This window comes from Mucilaginibacter sp. A3364 (assembly GCF_059690715.1).
In genome coordinates, this window is sequence record NZ_JCAWED010000001.1 from 24,361 (window position 1) to 42,964 (window position 18,604).

Here is an 18,604-nt window from a genome sequence, read left to right on the forward strand (position 1 = left end):
TTCCCGGAAGCAATTCCGGGGAGGTTGTTTTGTTTAGGAGCGATTTTGACCTAAGCACTCCAGCAATGCTTTTCCAGACGTAAATCAAATCATTGCCGTTGGCTTTAGCCAACGGTTAACAAACTAACAAGAATGGCTTTAGCCGAACCTGTCAAATAGTTCGGCTAAAGCCATTGCTTTTCTTAGCATATTCCGTTGGCTTCAGCCAACGGCAATGAAGAATGCGGGAGGGTGATTGGCTATTAAGCAGTCGCCTTCTTTCTTCCTTCAATATTTGGCAGGAAAGCCGTAATGATCCCTATCAACGGTAAAAACGAACAGATCTTATACACATAAGCAATGCTGGTTTCATCAGCAATTTTACCTAACACGGCCGAGCCAATACCACCCATCCCGAAGGCAAAACCAAAAAACAGGCCGGCTACCATACCCACATTGCCGGGCAGCAATTCGGTGGCGTAAACCAATATGGCCGAGAATGCCGACGCGATGATAACGCCAATGATGATAGCCAATACCCCTGTCCAAAACAGGTTAGCATAAGGTAACATCAGCGTAAAAGGAGCTGCACCTAATATCGATATCCAGATTATATATTTGCGGCCAAACCTATCGCCCAGCGGACCGCCAATGATGGTGCCCGCGGCAACAGCGCCTAAAAACATGAATAGGTATAACTGCGATTGCTGTACCGAAACGTGAAACTTATCAATTACATAAAAAGTAAAATAGCTGCTCATGCTGGCCATATAGAAGTATTTAGAGAAGATCAATACCAACAGGATAATAACAGCGCCAATTACCTTGTTTCGCGGTATTGGATTGGTAATAACTGGTGCCGCTTTCTGTGCTTTTATTACCAAATGGCCTTTATACCAATTGCCTATCTGTATCAATACAATAATGCCTAACACAGCGGCTAAAGCAAACCATATAATATTATGCTGGCCGTAAGGAATAATAACCAAAGCGGCTAACAAAGGCCCCATGGCACTACCCGCGTTGCCGCCTACCTGGAACAATGATTGCGCGAACCCCTTTTTACCGCCCGATGCCATGTTGGCCACGCGCGACGACTCCGGGTGAAATACTGATGAGCCCATCCCCACTAAACTCACGGATAGTAACACGGTGTAAAAATGACCGGCATACGATAGAAAGATTAGCCCCAGCAAAGTACAGCACATGCCAATGGCTAATGAATATGGCTTAGGTTTTCTATCGGTATATAAACCAACAAAAGGTTGTAGTATTGATGCGGTGAGCTGGTAGGTAAGCGTAATTAAACCTATCTGGCTAAACGAAAGATGATAGTTTTCTTTTATTAAAGGATAAACCGATGGGATAACCGATTGCATCAGATCATTTAGTAAATGCGAGAAGCTGATGGCGAACAATATGGGGTAAACGGTTTGTTGAACGACGGTTTTGGTAGTTGTAGTACTCATGTTATGATGTATTGATGATGGCCAGGCCATCGTGTTATTATTTAGATATGTGGCCGATGATAGCCGCTACATTTTGCCAGGCTTTTTTGGCATCCTGGTTTATAATACTATCCAGCAGTTGCTGGTGCAGATGCTGGGTTTGAATAAAATCCTGCGTATCGGTATGCAATTGCATAAATGTGTTTTTTAAATGCAGCGATACAGATTTAAACAGGTCGGCCAGGATCTCATTCTTCGACGCCTCGGCAATGGCTGAGTGAAACTTAATGTCCGCGTCGATGCATGCTTCTACTTCGCCCAGTTCCGCATATAGTTTGCGGTTGGCTAAGTGTTGCCTTATCGTTTCAATATCTTTTGACGAACGGTTAAGCGCTGCTTTTTCGGCTATTTTCATTTCAAACAGCTCGCGTATTTCGTTCAGGTCCTTAATATTGGTGCGTTTAATACGTTGCTCAAAGGGCTCGGTATTGGCGCTGGCTTTAGCCACAAAAGTGCCCGCACCTTGCTGCACACGTAGCAAACCGCTATTGGCTAAAATTTTTATCGCTTCGCGGATGGTAGAGCGGCCAACGCCGAAACTTTTCATCAACTCGGGTTCTATCGGCAGTTTATCGTTCACCTGATATTTACCCAGCAGTACCTGTTCCTGTATTTTGGCAGCCACCTTATCGGCCAGGGATTGTTTGTTGATGAGTGTTTCCATTTTCGCAAATCAGCATATCATCTGATGAATTGTAAAGGTGGGGATTTTATTTCATAAAAACAATCCCATGCGTCATTACGAGCGTAGCGTAGTAATCCCCTTTAGAAAAGTAATCGTCTGACCGGTCCTGCCGGGGATCACTACGCTCGTTCCTCGCTCGTGATGACGTGCTGAATTTAGCACCCCAAACAAAATTTCATTAAATTTTCATTTTGATAAAATAAAGTGAAACAGGCTTGCGTTATAAGTCGTATACAAAACAAACAAACTAAAATGCTTATGGGTGAAACCTTTACATTAAATGAACTCATTAACCAAAGCGACGTGAAAAAGGCTGATGTAAATGAAAATTTAGAAGGTGATGATCTGGTATTTTACCACTCATTACGTGCAGACCTGGAGCAGCTAAGCAAGAAGCCCAAGCTGCAAACTATTCATTCCATCCTCGATTATTCGAAAAGCTTACGCTAGGTTTTTTGAGAAAAAAATTGGGTCCGAAGTGAAAATTAGATTTCGCTTCGGACTTTTTTTATTTTTGAGCTTTCCAAACGCCTCAACAACAAATGCTCAGAGCCGAACGCTACCGCCATTTTGTAGAATATTTTTCAAAACACCAGCCCGAAGCCGAAACCGAGCTGCACTACACCAATCCGTACGAGTTGCTGGTGGCGGTTATCCTATCGGCCCAATGTACCGATAAGCGCATAAATCAGGTTACGCCGGCGCTGTTCGCGCGTTTCCCAACGCCCGAGAGTTTGGCGGCATCAACATCTGATGAGGTATTTACTTACATCCGCAGCGTAAGTTATCCTAATAACAAAGCCAAACATTTGGTAGGTATGGCCAATATGTTGGTCAACGTTTTTCATGGCGAAGTGCCAAGCGATATTAACGAATTGCAGAAAATGCCCGGCGTGGGTCGTAAAACGGCAAATGTTATAGCTTCGGTGGTGTATGATGTGGCAGCTATTGCTGTGGATACCCACGTGTTTCGCGTAGCGGACAGGATAGGCCTTACCAATAAAGCAACCACCCCGCTGGCGGTAGAAAAGCAATTGGTAAAATACCTGCCGCAAGATACGCTTGCCATAGCCCACCACTGGCTTATTTTGCACGGCCGCTACATTTGCGTAGCCCGCAGCCCTAAATGCGAGATATGCCCGCTTACCTGGTTCTGCCGCTATTACGAGCGTAATAATACCGAAGGCGCGTTATTAAAAGCGGAAGCGTTAAAGGTGAAAAAAGCCAAAGAGGCCAAACGTAAAAAGGAACTGAATGCTATTAGTAAGGAGTTGGCTAAACGAAGTGTGGATAAGAATATTTGATTGGTGTTAAGGCGATGCCTATGTTTACGTGATGTAGAGACGCAATATTTTGCGTCTCCCGCTAATGCATTCCAAGACGCAAAATATTGCGTCTCCATGTATTAAAAAATAATTACTAAAAAAATTAGTATTTATCAAAACTATCATTTACATTTGCTAAGTATATTATTAAAAGGATGAGCAACGCAGATAAATTAAAGGCATTACAACTTACACTGGATAAGTTGGAAAAATCATACGGTAAAGGTACCATCATGAAATTGGGCGACGCCGTAATTGAACAAACCGAAGTAATTTCTACCGGTTCGTTAGGTTTGGACATTGCTTTAGGTGTTAATGGTTTGCCTAAGGGCCGTATCATTGAGATCTATGGTCCGGAGTCATCAGGTAAAACAACCTTGGCCATCCATGCCATTGCCGAAGCGCAAAAGAAAGGTGGCATTGCCGCGTTTATTGATGCCGAGCATGCGTTCGACAGATTTTACGCAAAAAAATTAGGCGTAGATGTAGAGAACCTTTTAATATCACAACCGGATAACGGTGAACAGGCTTTAGAGATAGCCGACAACCTGATCCGTTCGGGAGCTATTGATATTTTGGTGGTCGATTCGGTAGCGGCCCTGGTGCCAAAGGCCGAGATAGAAGGCGAGATGGGCGAATCTAAAATGGGTTTGCATGCGCGCTTAATGTCGCAGGCATTGCGTAAGCTTACCGGTACTATCAGCAAAACCGGATGCTGCTGCATATTTATTAACCAGTTGCGCGATAAGATCGGTGTAATGTTTGGTAACCCCGAGACCACTACCGGTGGTAACGCTTTGAAGTTTTATGCTTCGGTACGTTTAGATGTGCGTCGTATATCACAAATTAAGGATACTGACGAGGTTTCAGGTAACCGTGTTAAGGTTAAAATTGTTAAAAACAAAGTTGCGCCGCCGTTCCGCATTGCTGAGTTCGACATTATGTTTGGCGAAGGTATTTCAAAAGCAGGCGAGATCATTGACCTTGGTGTTGAACACAACATCATTAAAAAAGCAGGTTCATGGTTTAGCTATGGCGATACCCGCCTGGGCCAGGGCCGTGATGCTGTTAAGCAACTGATCCTGGATAATCCTGAACTGATGGAAGAACTGGAAACCCGTATCCGTACCGAAGTTACCGGCGATAACCTGATAGAGGAAGTAGAATAATATAGTGTAGCCGCAAGGTTTTCACTGCCAAGTGAATATTAGTTAGTTAAGCCGCTCCCGGTAAAGGAGTGGCTTTTTTATTGAGTTACTCTTGTAACAATGAGGTAATATGAAGAAGCCATAACGTAATGAATACTTAACTTCTTAATAAAAATAAGCCAATGCTATATGAGTAATTTTGACCTAAAGGTTCGGCGAGCGAACGGCGAGAGTTTTAAACCAGGAGTTGAAGTAGTGTAATTATTACACAGTTAAGTTGCTGAATATCTGACGATAAAAGTCAAATATATATTTTTAAAAATGCTTTGTAATTTGAATGTCATCTGATATTTTTGAGATTGTAACAACCCTGATACATTTAAATTATTGAAACTAACCGTATGCGTATACAGTTTTTGAGGACGCTTATTGCCTGTACTATAGGCTTGGCTCCTTACATTACTAATGCCCAAACTCAACCGTTGGAGAATGGGTTCTCACATAACGACTATCGCCGCAAGCATCCGCTGCTTGATGCCGAGCAAAATGGCTTTACCCATATGGAAGCCGATGTGTTTTTGCTTGGTGGTAAATTGGTGGTAGCACACGTTAATCCTTTCTTTAAAGGTAAACGAACACTTGAAAATTTATACCTGCAGCCTCTGTTGGACAAGATAGCCCAAAACAATGGCCGTTTTTACGAAGGTTACGACAAGCCAATCACCCTGCTGATAGATATTAAAAGTAACGGGAATCGTGCCTATGCCGCGCTTAAACCCTTGCTTGAAAAGTATCGCGCTATATTGACCAGCTATGATAGCAGCCGTGTTACGCTACGTGCCGTTACCATAGTGCTATCGGGCCATAAACCTTACGACACTATGAAGAGTGAGGAAAGTCGCCTGGCATTTATTGATAAGGACCTGCGCAAAGGTTTGATTGATACTACCAGTAAGGTTTTTACCATGGCCAGTTGCAAATACTCAAAGATGTTGAAGTGGAAAGGCGCGGGCAATATTTCTGAACGTGAGAAGAATAAACTAATGCGTTATGTATCCCTTGCCCATCAAAACGGCGAACGTGTAAGGTTATGGGCATCGCCTGACAATAAAGCGGTTTGGAAAGAGATGTTGAACTGCGGTGTGGATCTGATCAATACAGATAAACTGGTGCCTTTGCGTAATTTCCTTACTGCTAATAATGTAAACTAGGGCAATTACCGTACAGTGAATGATCGCCTGAAATTGGTGCGTACGCTGAAATAGCCCAAAACCTGGCTGTCAAAATTATTTACCGGGTTGGTTGGTGTCGCCGAACCGCCTATAAAATTATTTTGTTGTGCAAAGGTGTACCAATAGTTATATAAAGGCTCATCAAGCCCCTGCATGTCAACATCCACACGGTCGCCCGATTTTATCTTAATGTCATTTTGGTATAACTTGGAATTAACCATACGTCCATCGCTGTACTCGTCACTCCGCACAAAAATATTTTTCACCTGCACACCGTTCACAAACATCACAAAGCGATAAAAATTTTTAACACCCGGAGGGTCGTGATAATATAAGGTAACGGTTTTAGTCTCATCGTCGCCAAAAGCAGGGTCGCTGGTTGTAACCGAGTCAATAGGTACCCGGTCGGCCGGCATGGTTGAGCTTGCAGTATAAGTTTTACCATCAACTATAGCACGCAACGTATAATTGCGCCGTACCCGCCCAAAAATTTGAGTACTGGTGTAAACCCCCGGGCTTCGTTCGGTATAGGTATAAACAGCTCCGGAGTTATTGTCAGTAACCTTAACACTGGCACCGCTCACTCCCGGAAAAGTATTAGGAGCGTCAAAATTAACCGTACGGCTTATATTTATAGTTTGTGTACCAATTAAATCTATCAAATTCCCCTCAATTATTAACTGTGGAGCGGCGTTTTTAAGCTTAAGGTCGATAGCATCTTTACACGATATAAGCCCAATGCTTGTTAACAGCATCAGCAGCAATAGTTGATATCGTATGTTCTTCATCTCCATTAAAACTTAAAGTTATAAGTAACTGACGGGATTATACCAAACAAACTGGTTTTAATCGCGTCTGTGCGGCTTGGATCGTCTTTATTATCCTCAAACGTAATAGTGTAGGGATTCTTATGATTATAAGCATTAAACAGGCCAAACGTCCAGCTGGAGTGAAAACGTTTATGTTCGCGGCCTTCCAAAGTAGCGCCTAGGTCAAGGCGGTGATAGGCGGGCATACGGTCGGTATTGCGTTCAGGATAATAGAAGGTGGTTACACCTCCAACCTTGTATTTACCGCGGGGGTAGGTAACCGCGTTACCAGTGCCGTATACAAAAGTGCCGGATAAAGTCCAGCGTTTGCTGAGTTTGTAAATACCTACGGCAGACATGTCATGTGTCCTGTCGTGCCTGGCGGCGAAATAGCGTCCTTCGTTAACCGCGTCAAAACGATTTTCGGTTTTTGATAAGGTGTATCCCAGCCAGCCGTTAAATCTTCCACGTTTCTTCTTCAAAAAAAGCTCAATACCATATGCCCTGCCCTGGCCATACACCAGTTGCGATTCTACATCAGAATTACCCACCAGTTGCGCGCCGTTTTTATAGTCTATTTGGTTCTGCGTCCATTTATAATATACTTCGGTCGAAAACTCGTACAGGTTATCCTGCATGTTTTTAAAGTAACCTAATGAAAATTGGTCGGCAATGCCCGGTTTAATATTATTGCTACTCATTACGTACATATCTGTAGGCGATGAGGAGGTTGAATTGGTAAGCAAGTGGATATTTTGTGTATTGCGATTGTACGATGCCTTTAGCGAGTTTTGATCGTTAAAAGTATAGCTTAACGAAGCCCGCGGTTCGGGGTTAAAGTACTGTTTGATCAAATCATTATTGTTATAGGTTTGGCTATTGGTAATAACCCCGGATGCATTATAAGTATTGATAAGCCCCGGGCCGAGTAACGAGAACCAGCTTAAGCGCATGCCATATAACAAGTTTAATTTATTGGTAGGATGCCATTCATGCGATACGTAAGCGGCCATTTCGGTACCGTAGCGTTGCTGAATGATCTTGCCGTTAACGCCCGATGTGGAGGATGACGTGATATCGCCCGGCGTTATAGAATGGGTAGTGAAATTAGCGCCGAAGTGTAAGGTGTTTTTATCAGAGAAATAATATTGAAGATCTTCCTTAACATTAAAATCGCGGATCTTGGAATACACTCTGAAATCGTTATTGGTGGCGTAGTTTTGAACGATGTAGTAATAGTTGCTATAAATAAGCGAGGTGTTGGAAAACAGTTTGCTGTTAAAAATATGATTGAAACGTAAGGTAGCTGTTTGATTGCCCCAGTTAGTTTCAAAATTATCTTTAAGTCCCAATACATCCTTGCCAAAATACCCCGACGCGTAAATGGCGTTTTTCTCGTCAAACCGGTAGTTTAATTTAGCATTCAGATCATAAAAATACAGGCTGGCATCCCGCGCAGCCGAGTCAGGCGAAAGCTTTAAAAACACATCGGCATAGGTACGGCGGGCGCTTATCATAAATGATCCTTTGTCTTTAACCAACGGTCCTTCTACCTTCAGTCTTGAAGCGATCAGACCAACACCCCCCTGTACCGAAAATTGTTGATTATTACCATCCAGCATCTTAATATCCAGTACTGATGATAGCCTGCCGCCATATTGTGCCGGCATGCCGCCTTTGTAAAGGCTAACATCTTTTATAGCATCAGAATTAAAGGTGGAGAAGAAGCCAAACAAGTGCGATGCGTTATAAACCACAGCCTCGTCAAGCAAGATCAGGTTTTGATCGGCACCGCCACCGCGCACATAAAAACCCGTATTACCATCGCCGGTTGTTTTTACGCCGGGTAATAGCTGTATGGTTTTTAAAACGTCTTTTTCGCCAAAAATAACCGGGACATTGTTTACCTGGCTCAAATCAAGCCGGTTTACACCCATTTGGGGGCTTTCCACATTGTCGTTTTTATGGGTATTGGCGCTTATGGTAACTTCATTCAGATCAGTACCGCTGCTTAGTAAAATAGTAAGATTGGTGTTTTTATTAAGTGTAACGGCTTGTGTTGTGTTTTGGTAGCCTACGTAACTAACCAATATAGTGTAAGCGCCCTCCGGGGCTGTTAACGAAAAGAAACCGTAGGCATTGGTTGCTACCCCGTTTTGCTTCAATTCCTGCAAGCGCACCGTGGCACCTATCAGCGTTTCGCCGGTGGTGGCATCTTTAATGGTGCCGCTAATGGTATAATTTTTTTGAGCCCGTACATCAGCCGAAAAAAATAAGAACGCAAATAATAACAAAAAGTGAATAAGATGCTTGGGCATATAAAAGTTTAAACGGGCATATTGCAAAACTATTCGTTTCCAGCTAATACAAGCCGTTTTCAAATATATTATTCTAAAATATATATAGCATAACGTAAGCCGCTAAACATTATTGGTTGGCGCATAAAATTTAATGACAGATATTCTGTTCAGTTTCAAAAATATTTAGCTGCTTATCAGTAAATTATTACTTTTAATCAGTTATTGTCAATAACCCCATAAACTGATCCTGTTATGAAAAGAATGGCGATTTATGCATTGCTTGCGCTGGGCTTATTGGCCTGTAAGCAAAAAAATACTGCTGATACCACCATGCCTGATAAAGACTTAGCTACTGTTTTTGATAAGTATTGGGATGAGCACTGTAAGCTTTACCCGCTTGATGCTACGCAGCAAGGGGATAACCGCTACAACGATATTTTGGTTAACGACCAAACGCAGGCTTTCAGGGATACGCTGAAAGCGTTTTATACCAGGTACCAGGCCGAGATCAAAAAGTTTGATTACGAAAAACTGGATGAGAACGACAAAATAAGCTACGATATTTTTAACTATGAAATGGACATGCAGCTTAAAGCGCTGGATGTTAAAGTAAGCAATAGCGGCTACATCCAAATGTCGTGGATGGTGCCTACCCAGCAGTTTTGGGGTCTGACCATTACTATGGGTCAGTTAGGTTCGGGCGATGGATTTCAGCCGTTTAAAACCGTTAAGGATTATGATAACTGGCTGGGCCGTGTTAAGGGCTACACGTTGTGGACAGACTCGGCTATTGCCAATTTCAGGAAAGGTATTACCGCGGGCGTTGTGTTACCAAAGGTTTTGGTTGAGAAAATGATACCTCAGATGGATGCCATGGTAGTTACCGATGATACAAAAAGTTTGTTCTACGGGCCGGTTACCAAGTTCCCTAAAGAGTTTTCGGCGGCTGATAAAAAACGATTAACCGTTGCTTATAAGCAGGCCATATTAACACAATTGGTACCTTCATATAAAAAACTTGGTAATTTTTTGAAGAACGAGTATTTGCCTAAGGCCCGCACAACAACCGGTATAAATGCCATACCGCAAGGTGCCGAAGTTTATACTTACCTGGTTAAATATTGGACAACCACCGATAAAAACGTGAATGAGATCTATCAAACCGGTTTAAGCGAAGTGAAGCGGATCGCCACTACCATGGATAGCCTTAAAAACGCGGTAGGTTTTAAAGGTGATCTGAAAGCGTTTTTTGAATTTATGAAAACCGATAAACGCTTTACGCCTTATAAAACGCCGGCTGAGGTGATTGCAGCTTTTGAGGCCATCCATAAAACGATGGAGCCGAGCCTGAAAAAAATGTATACGCGTGTGCCTAAAACACCTTTCGAGGTACGCCAAACCGAGGCGTTCAGGGCAGCATCCGCCAGTGCGGAGTATAACCAGGGCTCGCCGGATGGTACAAGGCCGGGCATATTTTATGTACCAATTGTTGATGCGACCAAGTTTAACACTACGTCGGGTATGGAGTCCTTGTTTTTACATGAAGCTATTCCGGGTCATCATTACCAGACATCGTTACAGCAAGAAAATAACGATTTACCGAAATTCAGACGCTTTGCCTGGTACGGTGCTTACGGCGAAGGTTATGCCCTGTATTGCGAATCGTTAGGAAAGGAGTTGGGTTTGTATACTGATCCTTATCAGCATATGGGTGCCCTGGGCGATGAAATGCACCGCGCCATCAGGCTGGTGGTTGACGTAGGCATGCACAGCAAAAACATGAGCCGCGAGCAAGCCATCAAATACATGATGGACAATGAAGCGATAAGCGAAGATGGTGCGACTGCTGAGATAGAGCGTTACATGGCAATACCCGGCCAGGCTTTAGCCTACAAAATAGGCGCGCTTAAAATACGTGAGCTGCGTGCTAAGTATGAAAAGCAATTGGCCACTAAATTTAACATAGCCGCTTTTCATGATGAGTTTTTGAAAGACGGCTGTATGCCATTGGCCATTGTTGAAAAAAAGATGGATGCCTGGGCCGCGCGCCAATAGGCAGACTATCAAATATTTAAAAAATAATAGCGTATTATTATCATAGATTTTAAGTATTTTTAGCTTTTAATATAATTAATTAACCGAACAGGCGTAAACCTGTAAATACCCCTATTAATAAAGCAAATAACCATGATTAAGCCAGATCAAACGTTATTAGCGGCTAAGCCAACCAGTATAAGCGCCCTGTATGATGGGTATGCCGATAAACTGTTAGGCTATATTTTTGAAATTGTAAAGGACAGAGAAGTAGCGGAGGAATACCTGGTGAAAATATTCAACGAAGTTTCATCTACACATTTCAATAAACTGGATTGGGACGGAACGAGTGCCTGGTGCCAGCTAATGCGCTTTGCAAAAAATCAACTGGCCGCTTTTGATGATGCGGTGGCCGGGTGCGAAACCCCAGCCGCGGCCATATCATCAAACCATAGCCCCAATAAGTATTTAGATAGTATGACAGCACAGCAAAAGCTGGTCTTCTGTAATTTTTACTATCATAAAAAATCAACTGCTCAGCTTTCCAAAGAGTTAAACACACCCGAAGATGTGATAAGAAAAGCCCTGAGAGAAGCGTTTACCATAATCAAAGCATCTCATGGAAATTAAGGAATACATCGAAAGCGGGATTTTAGAATCGTACGTATTAGGCTCTGCATCTGATGCCGAGATACGGGAGTTGCTGCAGTTGAAAAGAAGTTTCCCTGAAATTGAGGACGCGCTTAACGAATTGGAAAGCGACCTGGAACATATTGCCCAATATATGGCCGTTGCGCCTCCCCCAAATATGTTCAAAAAAATAGAGGAGAGCATTAACGAATTGATCATAGCACCCGGCATTTCACCCGATACTTATGTTGAGCCGGAGCCAGAGCAAACCTATACCCGCGACCGGAAAAACCAATACATCGAGGTTGAGTCCGAATCGAGCCACATGCGCATACACAAGCTTTGGCGATGGGTGTTTGCCGGTATCTTTATCTTGGGTAAAATATTCCTGGCTTGTGCTATATACTTCTACCTGGAAAACCGCCAGGCACAGCAGCAAATTCAGCAATTAAAAAGCGAAATTGGGCAGTCTAAGTAATAGGGCGAGGTCTTATTCTTTCAGATCTGTAACTAATACCCAATCAACCAGGTATTCGGCATTACCGGCCTTTATTTTGTTAACCGATGTTTGCGACAAGCCCGGATACGGCTTTGAAACTTTATTTACTCCCTGCGGATAACCGCCACCCAGGGCCAGGTTTAGCAATATATATTTTTTATTGTCGAAAACCCATTTACCGTATTGTTCCACATTCTCTTTAAGTACTTTGTAAGTTTCCTTGCCATCAACACTAAAAACTATTTTAGCGGGGTCAATACGTACAGCGTAGGTATGCCATTGCGTAACATCTGTGCCTTTGGTAAAGGTGGTGCGTTTTTGTAGCGGGGTGTTGCCAAAGTAAGCCGGGCCGTGTATAGCGTTGCTGGTCCATGACGAGTCGCCGACGGTTTCCATGATATCTATCTCGCCGGCATCGGGCCATTTGCCTTTGCCCAATATCCAGAAGGCAGGCCAAAAACCCTCGCCCGCCGTTGTTTTAAGCCTTGCCGAAACGGTGCCGTATACAAACTCATATTTATTACGGGTATTGATGCGGCCCGATACAAAATCATATTTCCGTTGATTGTTGATGCTGAAACCGGGGCGGTATACCGGAGTGATAGTTAGCAAGCCATTTTTAAATGATATAACGCCGATAGAATCGATGTAAGCCTGCTGCTCGTTGTTATCCGTACGGCGGTTTACTTCAACATTCCATTTGTTGCGATCAAGTGCGGGGCCGTCAAAGCTTTCATAAAACAAAGTATCGGGTTTTTGCTGCGCGAACAAAACATCGGCACAGCCTAACAGTAAAAGCAGGGTTAAGTATATCCTCACAAAAAACAGTATTTAAATTGGCGTTTATAATTGACACAATATACTGCTTTGTGGTTAAATGTTTACTTGAAAAATGGTATTCGTAAAAAATAACGAACAATTATTTTGCGCTTTGCTTTTTTATGCCTTTAATTTGTAAAACATTACGTCGCTAAACATCATACCACGACATAGTGTGCTGCTTAACACTCCTCCCAAAATACGTTAAGCAGTCAGGAACCAATTAGTGTTTAAACTACAGATTAAAAATGATTTAGGCTGAAGGCTTTAAGGTCTTTTGTTTTGAACTGCTTTTTGAAAATTTTATGCCGTGCATATACGCCCGGTGTGTTATCCGCATGGAAACACTTATACCAATTTAAAACCAATTTAATAAAATCAATATAAAAACACCTGTTTTACACGGAGCCAATTGAGCATAAAGCACGATTGCCCTATGTATAACAGGAAACTACGTAACGGGCTAACTGCGTGATTTATATTATACTACTTCTATAGGTATAGTATAAATTTCGCAGCGCGTTTTCATGTTTTACATTAACTGATTATATAGCTAACCAACCAATTACCCACATCTAACCAAAAAACAAAAATTGCCAATGACAGCATGTAACCAAGCACCCAAAACCAAGCAAAGAGTAATTAATGTACTACCCATGTTAAAAATCAAAAACCAATTATGAAACTGACATTACTAAAGAAAATTCCGATTAAAAGGCCATGGCATATGGGCGGTATTGTCCTGATGGCTGTATCGACGTTATGCGTTTCAACCAGCGCGTTTGCCATCAATACAAAAAAGCCTACAGCAATTGTTGAAGCTGCCCCAATAACTATAAAAGGGCAGGTTACCGATGCCAACGATGGCTCAACCTTGCCCGGCGTTTCGGTAGTTGTTAAAGGCACCACAGCCGGCGTGGTATCTGATGCTAATGGTAACTTTACCATCAATGCCGATGAGAACGCAACACTTGTTTTTACTTATGTAGGTTATGAAACAGTTGAAGTGGCTGTAGCGGGAAAAACCACAATCAGCATAAAATTAAAACCAGCCAATAAGGCCCTTGAAGAGGTGGTTGTTATTGGCTACGGTACCGCTAAAAAAATATCAGTAACCGGCGCGGTCGACCGGATATCGGGTACCAAAGCGATTGAAGGCAGGCCGGTTTTAAACACCACGCAGGCTTTGCAAGGCCAATCGCCAAACTTAATTATACAGCAAAGGGGATTTGAGCCTAATGGCGCGTTTAACCTTAACATACGCGGTATAGGTACCACCGGTAACAATAACCCGCTTATTGTTATTGACGGGATCATAGGAGGTGATCTAAACAACCTGAATCCTAATGATATTGACAACGTATCAATACTAAAAGATGCGGGATCTGCGGCTATTTACGGTTCGCGTTCGGCTAACGGCGTAATCCTGATCACCACTAAAAAAGGTAAATCCGGCACCGCGACTGTAACTTACAACGGTATTTACGGTATGCAGGCTCCGCGACTAACCTTTAAGCAAGTGCCGGGGTGGGAAAATGCGCAGTTTAAAAACCAGTCGCTAATAAACTCGGGTAAACCTGCTGCTTATACCCAGACGCAGATAGACGCGTTTAAAGCGGCGGGAAACGGTACCTGGCAAATCGATAATATCCTGCATAATGCGCCTCAAACCAATCAAAATATCACGATAAGCGGTGGCGGCGAAAACAGCACTTACTTAATGTCATTTGGCTATTTTAATCAACAAAATGTGGTTGAAAAGAATACAGAAAAAGGTGCTTACGGACTGAAGCGTTATAATTTCCGCTTAAATCAAACTGCTACCAAAGGTAAATTTAATACCGCCTGGAACCTGGCTTACACCAAAGTTAACTGGCGCGAGCCTGTTACCGGTGGTGTCAATGATCTGATAGGAGATGTAACGCGCGCGCCGTTAACTGATAGTTTCCAGGATGCGCAAGGCCGTTATTTAACAGCTTTTGTCAATTATAACCCTTTGCAACTTTTGCGCGACGGCGGCTATCGTTTCTCTAACAATGACGAGATAAACGGAAGCTTCACGGTAGGCTACGCTATAACCCCTGCATTTAAAATACGCGGTGTATTTGGTGGTACTGTAAAAGCAAATACGCAGCTACGCAGACAGGTTAACTTAACTTATTATCCGGTCGGGCAATCAAATGCCAGAAGAGAAACGGCGAACATTAACTCGAAATCGTTGGCGACCAACACCCAGTTAATTGCTGAGTATACCAAATCATTCGGGAAGCACGACCTGAACATCTTAGTAGGCGCAGCAAACGAATCGTTTATTGAAGAAGGCAACGGTGTACGCAAATCTCTTACCGACTCATTGCTGGGCATACCAACCACGGGTACTCAAATTGACGCGGGTACTACTGATGCGTCGTACAATTCGCTTACTAATAACAGGGAAACCAGTTTAAATTCGCTGTTCGGTCGTGCGTCTTATACCTACGCCAATAAATATACGGTCGATGCGACTTTCAGGGCGGATGCATCATCTAACTTCCCGCCTAATAAACGTTGGGGTTATTTCCCTTCTATAGGTGGTTCATGGCGTTTAACCGAAGAGGGTTTCATGTCTAACTATAAAGATAAAGTAGGCGACCTGAGATTAAGAGCGACTTACGGCGTACTTGGAAGCCAGAACGTAGATCCCTACCAGTTTATCTCTAACTTCACCACAAACAGTAACGTTTATGGCTTTAACAACGTCGTAGTATCCAGCGCTACCCGAAACTTAAGTAACCCGGACCTGACCTGGGAAAAAGCGGCATCATTTAACGTTGGCGTGGATGGCTCTTTCCTAAATGGGCGATTGAATGTGGCTTTGGAATACTTCAACAAAGTTACCAGTGATATATTGGCGCCAAGGGAAGATGTGCCAACCTTATTTGGTTCACGATTCCCTGATTACAACCTGTCAAAAGTTAGAAGTTACGGATGGGAAGCCAGGGTTGACTATACGGTTAGAGGTAGCGTATTTACACACAATTTCTCGATTAACGTGGCCGATAATAGTAACAAGCTATTGGCATACAGCTTCGGGCAAACAGAGTTTACAAGGCCTATTGAGGAGTTTGAATATGTGCGCCGCGTAGGCTTGCCTGTTACGGTTTACCAGGGGTACAAAACCAATGGTCTTTATCAAAGCGCAGCCGAGGTTGCCAGTTACCCTAAGTTTGCCAACAACGTTGTGGCGCCGGGCGACTTAAAGTTTGTTGACAAGAATGGCGATGGAAAAATTGACTCGCAAGATAAATTTATCCTAGGTAACCCATTCCCGCGTTACACCTTTGGTTTTACCTATAACGTAAGCTTCAAACAGTTTGATGCATCCGTATTTGTTCAGGGTGTGGGTAAACGAAACGCCTTGGTTCGCGGAGAGCTGGTTGAGCCATACCACTTTGGTTTTAGCGGTACTTTGTTTGAGCACCAGCGTGATTTTTGGACACCGACAAACACCGATGCTAAATGGCCCCGCCTTAATGAGCCTGGCACACCGTCTACTATCAACAACTGGCGCACCGGCTCAGACATCTACTTATTTAACGCTGCTTACGCCAGGGTGAAAAATATACAGGTAGGTTACACTTTACCTAAATCGTTATTATCAAAAGCAGGTATCCAGAAAGCCCGTATTTACTTCACGGCACAAAACGTGTTTACCATATCACCAATGAAGTTTATGGACCCTGAGCAAACCGAGTTTGATAGCAGGGTAAATATTCAAAGTAATGCTAACAGTGCCCGAACTTACCCAACACCGGTATTTTATGGAGGTGGTTTAGACATAACTTTTTAACACTTTAAATTGAATTATTATGCGTTTAAAATATTTAAATAAGGCAACTTTTATTGTACTACTAACATTAATGGTAGCAAGTTGCAAAAAGCTTGACCTAACCCGTACCGATAGGTATGTTGATGAAAACTTCTGGATAGTTAACGGAAATGTTAGCAATGCCCTGAATACCTGTTACGCGCAAATATTAAGCGCGGGTTCGGGCACGGGCTCAAGCGCGGCACAAAACTTTTTCTTTAACGAGTCGCTAAGCGATAACGCCTATACCCAGTTGGATGTAAACGTGGGTAAGGTTACCCAAATATCAAGTGGCAGCACCCAGGGCTTCTTTCCGGGGTTAACCAAGGTAAAAGAGGAGTGGGCCAATTATTATGCTAATGTGCGATCATGTAATTTGCTGCTCGAAAATATCGATCAGAATAAAACCTTAGGCGCAACGCTTATCAACAGAATGAAAGCCGAAGCAAGGTTTATTAGAGCACACGCTTTGTTCAGATTGGTGAATTTATATGGCGATGTGCCTTTGATCACCAAGGTGCTTACTCCCGATGAAGCCAAAGCAGTTAAGCGTACGCCGAAGGCTGATGTAATTACCTTCATATTAAATGAGCTGACAGCTGCTGCCGATGCGCTGCCCAGAAAAGAAGATTACGCAGCTGCAGATAGGGGCCGTGCAACCAAAGGCGCTGCCAAGGCTTTAAAAGCCAGGGTGCTGCTGTACCAAGGAAACAGGATGGCCGAAGTAGTGACCGTGTGCGAAGACCTGATGAATAACCAGGCTGTTAACGGCGCATATTCGTTATTTGCAAACTATGGTAACCTGTTCCTATCGGCAAACGAGTATAACTCAGAAATGATGTTTGACCTTGGCTATGTGCCGGGCGTACGTACCTGGGGAGATTTTGGCGCGTTCGCTCCGTTTTATAGCGGGCCCAATAACCCTGCCAGCGGTAATAATAACAGTGCTCCTACGCAGGAATTGGTTGATAGTTATCTGATGTTAAACGGCAAAGCTATCAATGATCCGGGTTCGGGTTACCAGGAGGATGCTGCACCTTACGCAAACCGCGACCCTCGCCTAACCGCGACAGTAGTTTATAATGGTTATGATTTTGTTAATCCTGACGGCGTTACCAAGGTTTATATCAAGCCAGGCAGCGACCCGGTACAACCCGGTAAAAACGAGTATAACCCTGCCGGTGGCGGTAAAACACCCACCGGTTACTATTGGAAAAAATACTTTGATCCTTCGGTAGGTAAGGTATTCGATTCGGGCGAAAACATTGTGTTGTTACGTTGGGCCGATGTGTTGTTGATGTATGCAGAAGCTAAAGACGCTTTGGGCCAGATGAACGCGGCTGTTTGGGATGTAACCATTCGTCCACTACGTGCACGCGCCGGATTCACAGATCCGCTGGCGCTAACCTTCCCCGGCAATACGGCTATGAGCATGACAGATCAGATCAGAAATGAAAGAAGAAGCGAGTTTGCCCTTGAAGCGCAGCGCTATGATGACATCAGAAGATGGAAAATAGCCGAAGTAGTTATGAACAAGCCTGCGGCCAACCCGGTTAGAGGTGCCAAATTTGCTGCGGGTAATACTTACATTAATGTAACAACCAGGGTGTTCGATCCGTCGAAACATTATTTGTGGCCAATCCCTACCGAGACCATACAAACAGCTCCCGGTATAACACAAAACCCGAACTGGAATAATTAACCTATATTTTTAGATGAATATAAAACGCCTGCTACACCAGCAGGCGTTTTTGTTTTTATGCCTTTTATACTAACTTTAAGCGCACAA

The 18,604-nt window shown here is 43.4% G+C and carries 14 protein-coding genes; 9 read left to right on the forward strand and 5 right to left on the reverse strand.

Annotated elements, in window-relative coordinates:
- Positions 1–242: 242 nt before the first annotated feature.
- On the reverse strand, positions 243–1,448 hold the full coding sequence (locus AC59JT_RS00080) for an MFS transporter (RefSeq protein WP_497394866.1): 1,206 nt from the start codon (positions 1,446–1,448) through the stop codon (positions 243–245).
- Between the two features lie 37 nt (positions 1,449–1,485).
- On the reverse strand, positions 1,486–2,151 hold the full coding sequence (locus AC59JT_RS00085) for a FadR/GntR family transcriptional regulator (RefSeq protein ID WP_497394868.1): 666 nt from the start codon (positions 2,149–2,151) through the stop codon (positions 1,486–1,488).
- 279 nt (positions 2,152–2,430) lie between these two features.
- Here AC59JT_RS00085 and AC59JT_RS00090 point away from each other — a divergent pair, with 279 nt between their 5' ends.
- The 4 genes from AC59JT_RS00090 to AC59JT_RS00105 all read left to right on the forward strand — a co-directional run bounded on the left by AC59JT_RS00090 (position 2,431) and on the right by AC59JT_RS00105 (position 5,856).
- Positions 2,431–2,622, forward strand: coding sequence for a hypothetical protein (locus AC59JT_RS00090; protein WP_497394870.1), 192 nt, complete (start codon positions 2,431–2,433; stop codon positions 2,620–2,622).
- A gap of 92 nt (positions 2,623–2,714) precedes the next feature.
- Positions 2,715–3,476, forward strand: a complete 762-nt coding sequence (gene nth / locus AC59JT_RS00095; RefSeq protein ID WP_497394872.1) for an endonuclease III — start codon at positions 2,715–2,717, stop codon at positions 3,474–3,476.
- A 176-nt stretch (positions 3,477–3,652) separates the two neighbouring features.
- Positions 3,653–4,666, forward strand: a complete 1,014-nt coding sequence (gene recA / locus AC59JT_RS00100; RefSeq protein WP_497394874.1) for a recombinase RecA — start codon at positions 3,653–3,655, stop codon at positions 4,664–4,666.
- A gap of 380 nt (positions 4,667–5,046) precedes the next feature.
- A complete protein-coding gene (locus AC59JT_RS00105; protein ID WP_497394876.1) occupies positions 5,047–5,856 on the forward strand; it encodes a phosphatidylinositol-specific phospholipase C/glycerophosphodiester phosphodiesterase family protein in 810 nt (269 codons plus the stop codon).
- A gap of 5 nt (positions 5,857–5,861) precedes the next feature.
- Here AC59JT_RS00105 and AC59JT_RS00110 read toward each other — a convergent pair whose 3' ends face one another.
- Both AC59JT_RS00110 and AC59JT_RS00115 read right to left on the reverse strand, forming a co-directional pair.
- Positions 5,862–6,665 carry a DUF4249 domain-containing protein gene (locus AC59JT_RS00110; RefSeq protein WP_497394878.1) on the reverse strand — a complete coding sequence of 268 codons (804 nt, stop codon included), beginning with the start codon at positions 6,663–6,665 and terminating at the stop codon, positions 5,862–5,864.
- A 5-nt stretch (positions 6,666–6,670) separates the two neighbouring features.
- Complete coding sequence (locus AC59JT_RS00115) at positions 6,671–9,004, reverse strand: TonB-dependent receptor (protein ID WP_497394880.1); 2,334 nt, start codon at positions 9,002–9,004, stop codon at positions 6,671–6,673.
- A gap of 234 nt (positions 9,005–9,238) precedes the next feature.
- Between AC59JT_RS00115 and AC59JT_RS00120 the strand changes: the two genes are divergently transcribed.
- From AC59JT_RS00120 to AC59JT_RS00130, 3 genes are all read left to right on the forward strand, one after another.
- Positions 9,239–11,041 carry a DUF885 domain-containing protein gene (locus tag AC59JT_RS00120; RefSeq protein ID WP_497394882.1) on the forward strand — a complete coding sequence of 601 codons (1,803 nt, stop codon included), beginning with the start codon at positions 9,239–9,241 and terminating at the stop codon, positions 11,039–11,041.
- Positions 11,042–11,173: 132 nt separating this feature from the next.
- Positions 11,174–11,650 carry an RNA polymerase sigma factor gene (locus AC59JT_RS00125; RefSeq protein WP_497394884.1) on the forward strand — a complete coding sequence of 159 codons (477 nt, stop codon included), beginning with the start codon at positions 11,174–11,176 and terminating at the stop codon, positions 11,648–11,650.
- On the forward strand, positions 11,640–12,128 hold the full coding sequence (locus AC59JT_RS00130; protein WP_497394886.1) for a hypothetical protein: 489 nt from the start codon (positions 11,640–11,642) through the stop codon (positions 12,126–12,128). Before AC59JT_RS00125 ends, AC59JT_RS00130 begins: the two co-directional genes overlap by 11 nt.
- A 12-nt stretch (positions 12,129–12,140) precedes the next feature.
- Here the strand turns inward: AC59JT_RS00130 and AC59JT_RS00135 are convergent, their stop codons facing one another.
- Complete coding sequence (locus AC59JT_RS00135; RefSeq protein WP_497394888.1) at positions 12,141–12,968, reverse strand: glycoside hydrolase family 16 protein; 828 nt, start codon at positions 12,966–12,968, stop codon at positions 12,141–12,143.
- Between the two features lie 679 nt (positions 12,969–13,647).
- On the opposite strand from AC59JT_RS00135, the gene AC59JT_RS00140 reads away from it, so the two are divergent.
- Positions 13,648–16,797: a SusC/RagA family TonB-linked outer membrane protein gene (locus AC59JT_RS00140; protein ID WP_497394890.1), complete on the forward strand. Its 3,150-nt coding sequence runs from the start codon at positions 13,648–13,650 to the stop codon at positions 16,795–16,797.
- Positions 16,798–16,867: 70 nt separating this feature from the next.
- Positions 16,868–18,517 (forward strand): RagB/SusD family nutrient uptake outer membrane protein, encoded by a 1,650-nt coding sequence (locus tag AC59JT_RS00145; RefSeq protein WP_497394892.1) that lies wholly within the window; start codon positions 16,868–16,870, stop codon positions 18,515–18,517.
- The last annotated feature ends 87 nt before the right edge of the window (positions 18,518–18,604 follow it).